The sequence below is a fragment of the Cardiobacterium sp. genome, from assembly GCF_057314735.1.
This window is the reverse complement of the sequence record NZ_DBHKZK010000028.1, coordinates 1-3907: the sequence shown is the minus strand read 5'-3', so window position 1 is coordinate 3907 and position 3907 is coordinate 1. Positions and strand designations below refer to the sequence as shown.

The window sequence follows — 3907 nt, the reverse complement described above, 5'->3', positions numbered from 1 at the left end:
GCTCCCTCCCCCGTGGGGGAGGGCTGGGGTGGGGGCAGGGATACAAATTCCAAAAAACGTATGCCTTTGCCTGGTTTGGAAAGAGGTCTAATGAGTGATACCAGCAGTTGGGGCATCCATTCCGGCACCGCCACTTTCTTCACCAGCACCAGCCAGGGCAGAAAGAGAAACATGAAGGTAAAGCCGAAGATGATTTTGCCGAGCGTGATGCTGTCTTGTCGGTTCATGAAAATGGCCAATGGTTGCAAGCGGTGTCGCATCTGCTCAAAAGGTGCTGTCCTCGTACCCTTAGAATCTGTTTTAGAGTCTGGGAAAACCCGTTTTCTTATGCATAACGGGAGCAGGTAAAACCGCCGATATACCCCCTATCTCGCTACGTGAGCAATGCTTGTCCCAGTGGTACTGGGACAGCTCGCGCAGCGAGACGGAGTGGGTGAGGGTTGAAAATTCGTTGAAAAACAACAAATTCAGTTTAAGCGTAATATCACCAACCCCCACCCATCCCTCCCCCGGGCCCCACGCAAAATGCGAACGCATTTTGCGTGGGAACCCGCCCGCTGCGGGCTTCGCCCTGCGGGGGAGGGGGATTCTTGGGCTGTTTCTGTTTTACTCCACTTTACATACACTTCGAGCTCTCAAGTGTATGTAAATCGCAGGGCAAGGCGTTATTCATACCGCCATTCGGTGCCGTCGGCGGTGTCTTTGATGATGATGCCTTGCGCGGCGAGTTCCGCGCGGATGGCGTCGGCGCGGGCGTAGTCTTTCGCCGCTTTCGCTTCCGCGCGCGCGTGGATACGGGCGAGGATGTCGGCCTCGCTCAGCGAGCCGCTGTTTTCGCCCTTGAGCCACGTCGCCGGGTCTTGTTGCAAAAGCCCCAAGCGGCCGCCGAGGGTTTTCAGCGTCGCGGCGAGTGCGGTTTCGCCGCTGTTGAGGCGCCGCGCGAGGTCAAAGAGGACGGCAAAGGCTTTCGGGGTGTTGAAGTCGTCGTTCATCGCCTCGTCAAAGGCGGCGACGGCGGCGGCGTCAATAGCGCCGTCCGTGGGCGCCTTATCGAGCGCGCTGTAGAGGCGGGTCAGCGCTTTTTTTGCCTCATCGAGGGCGGCGTCGCTGTAGTTGAGCGGCCCGCGGTAATGGCTGCTGAGGATGAAGGCGCGCAGGGTTTCGCCGTCGTATTTTTTCAGGACGTCGCGCACGGTGAAGAAGTTGCCGAGCGATTTGCTCATTTTTTCGTTGTCGATTTGCACGAAGCCGTTGTGTATCCAGTAATTGACGTGCGGGTGGCCGGAGGCGCCTTCGCTTTGCGCGATTTCGCATTCGTGGTGCGGGAATTTGAGATCCATGCCGCCGCCGTGGATGTCGAAGTGTTCGCCGAGGGTCTCATTGCCCATCACCGAGCATTCGATGTGCCAGCCAGGGCGGCCTTTGCCCCAGGGGCTGTCCCATGCGGGCTCACCGGGTTTTGCCGCTTTCCACAGGACGAAGTCGAGCGGGTCTTTTTTGGCTTCGTTGACCGCGATGCGTTCGCCGGCGCGCAGGTCGTCGAGGCTGCGGTTGGCGAGTTTGCCGTAATCGGGGAAGCTGCGCACGGCGTAGTAAACGTCGCCGTTATCCGCGGCGTAGGCGTGGCCTTTGGCGATGAGGGTTTGCACGAGTTCAATCATGCCGGGAACGGCGGCGGTCGCGCGCGGCTCGACGTCCGGGCGGGCGCAGCCGAGCGCCGCTTCGTCTTCGTGCATGGCGACGATGAAGCGCGCGGTGAGGGCGTCTATCGGCTCGCCGTTTTCATGGGCGCGGGCGATGATTTTGTCGTCAATGTCGGTGATGTTGCGCACGTATTTGAGGTCATAGCCGAGCGCGCGCAGGTGGCGGGCGATGGTGTCGAAGACGACCATCACCCGCGCGTGGCCGATGTGGCAGTAGTCATAGACGGTCATGCCGCAGACGTACATGCCGATTTTGCCGGGTTCGCGCGGGGTGAAGGGGGCTTTTTGCCGGGTCAGGCTGTTGTAAAACTGCAATGCGTTCATGATTCTCTCCGGGGAAATTTTGCTAGTATAGCCGCCCCTTTGCTAACCTTGAAATGCCATGAAAAACCTGCTTTTCACCCTCGCCTTGCTCGGCGGCAGCGCGCTTGCCACGCCGACCGCCATCATCCACACTTCGATGGGCGACATCACCGTTGAGCTGGACGAAGACCGCGCCCCGGCGACGGTCGCCAACTTCCGCCGTTACGCCGAGGACGGCTTTTATAACGACACCATCTTCCACCGCGTCATCCCCGGTTTCATGATTCAAGGTGGCGGCCACACCGCCGACATGAAAGAGAAACCGGCGCGCGAGCCGATTGCCAACGAAGCGCACAACGGCCTGAAAAACACGCGCGGCACCATTGCCATGGCGCGCACCAGCAACCCGCATTCGGCGACTTCGCAATTCTTCATCAACCTCGTCGATAACGAAGCGCTCAACCCCGGCGGCGCTGATGCCTACGGTTACGCCGTCTTCGGCAAAGTGGTGAGCGGCATGAGCACCGTCGATGCCATCGCCAAAGTCAAAACCGGCGCGCGCCCGCCCTATGCGGACGTGCCGGAAAAAACCGTCACCATCCAAACCGTAGAAATCCTGCCTGAACCCAAAGAGGAAAAAGCCAAATGATCCGCTTCACCACCAACCACGGCGTCATCGACATCGAACTTGACTTCGACAAAGCGCCGATTACCGCGAAAAACTTCCAGCAATACGCCGAAGACGGCTTCTACAACGGCACCATCTTCCACCGCGTCATCCCCGGCTTCGTCATCCAGGGCGGCGGCATGGAGCCGGGCATGGTCGAAAAAGACACGCGCGAGCCGATTGAAAATGAGGCCGACAACGGCCTGAAAAACCTGCGCGGCACGCTGTCGATGGCGCGTACCAGCGACCCGCACAGCGCCTCATCGCAATTCTTCATCAACCTCGTCGATAACGGCTACCTCAACCACACCAGCAAAACCCAGGCGGGCTGGGGATACGCCGTCTTCGGCAAAGTCGTCGCCGGGCTCGACGTGATTGACAAAATCGCCGCCGTCAAAACCGGGCGCAACGGGATGCACCGCGACGTGCCCACGGAAGACGTGATTATCGAGAAGACGGAAATTCTGTAAAACATCGCCCCTGTCAGCCACCGCCGACAGGGGCTTTTTACAGGGTAGATGTATAGCCATCACCAGGGGACGTTGACAGACCTGATTTGATGCCAATGGGCAAAGGGCGCCGCTATGGCGCGGCAAGGACAGCTGATAACCGCCTCTTTCCCGAAGCAGTCTTGTGGATCGTCAGCACTGGTAGCCCGTGGCGCGAAAGGTTCACCACCACGGACAGGGCACAAAATGGGGACCCAAAATCAGGCCATCGACAAATCTAAAGACGAGATGGCCACAAAGCGACTTGTCGTGCTCCCGCGTGGGGAGCGACCTCGGTGCTGCGCGAATCGAAATGTGGCTGGTAGTTTCAATTCGCGCTCCCGCGAGGGGAGCGACTGCGCCGGAGACGGCCAGCGCTGGCAGGACTGCGGTTTCAACTCGCGCTCCCGCGTGAGGAGCGACTTTCAAGGGCGGTGGTGTCCTAAAATGTATGCTGCCTCAAACAAATCCGTAGTTGATATAGAAAAATCCGATGGCAAATGCTTTGAGGTGATAGGTTATCTTCTTGGAGAAACAACAGGTTTTACGTACCGCGCGGCATATCCGTTGGTGCAAACGGCAGTTATTCCCTTCAATGCCGACGGTATATTAGACTTCCTTCCAAACCATAACTTGCACGACACCCCAACAAAATCTCAAATCTGCTGAGCTGTTGTTTGCTGCCCCCACCCTAGGGGCTGTTTACAATTCACTCATAGCGGTAACCAAACCATGATGCAGCCCAA

Annotated in this window: 4 protein-coding genes and 1 pseudogene; 2 read left to right on the top strand and 3 right to left on the bottom strand. The window is 58.5% G+C overall.

Translation table 11 applies throughout. The features are described 5' to 3' along the window. Both ACO54Z_RS03145 and cysS read right to left on the bottom strand, forming a co-directional pair. A partial coding sequence (locus ACO54Z_RS03145) for a hypothetical protein (protein ID WP_485995711.1) occupies positions 1 to 227 on the bottom strand: 227 nt, incomplete at its 3' end. A gap of 438 nt (positions 228 to 665) precedes the next feature. Continuing rightward, positions 666 to 2027, bottom strand: coding sequence for a cysteine--tRNA ligase (cysS, locus tag ACO54Z_RS03140; protein WP_485995710.1), 1362 nt, complete (start codon positions 2025 to 2027; stop codon positions 666 to 668). Positions 2028 to 2085: 58 nt separating this feature from the next. On the opposite strand from cysS, the gene ACO54Z_RS03135 reads away from it, so the two are divergent. Together ACO54Z_RS03135 and ACO54Z_RS03130 are read left to right on the top strand one after the other, a co-directional pair. Beyond that, positions 2086 to 2655, top strand: a complete 570-nt coding sequence (locus ACO54Z_RS03135) for a peptidylprolyl isomerase (RefSeq protein ID WP_485995709.1) — start codon at positions 2086 to 2088, stop codon at positions 2653 to 2655. Beyond that, entirely contained in the window at positions 2652 to 3143 is a 492-nt protein-coding gene (locus ACO54Z_RS03130; RefSeq protein ID WP_485995708.1) for a peptidylprolyl isomerase, read from the top strand. The genes ACO54Z_RS03135 and ACO54Z_RS03130 overlap by 4 nt, the downstream gene beginning before the upstream one ends. Positions 3144 to 3620: 477 nt before the next feature. On the opposite strand, the pseudogene ACO54Z_RS03125 reads toward ACO54Z_RS03130, so the two are convergent. Further along, a pseudogene (locus ACO54Z_RS03125) lies at positions 3621 to 3770 on the bottom strand (IS1 family transposase); the annotation flags it as partial. Positions 3771 to 3907: the final 137 nt, after the last annotated feature.

Coding starts and splice junctions, on each gene's coding strand:
- cysS (WP_485995710.1), bottom strand. CDS start 2,027: ATGAACGCATTGCAGTTTTACAACAGCCTGACCCGGCAAAAAGCCCCC.
- ACO54Z_RS03135 (WP_485995709.1), top strand. CDS start 2,086: ATGAAAAACCTGCTTTTCACCCTCGCCTTGCTCGGCGGCAGCGCGCTT.
- ACO54Z_RS03130 (WP_485995708.1), top strand. CDS start 2,652: ATGATCCGCTTCACCACCAACCACGGCGTCATCGACATCGAACTTGAC.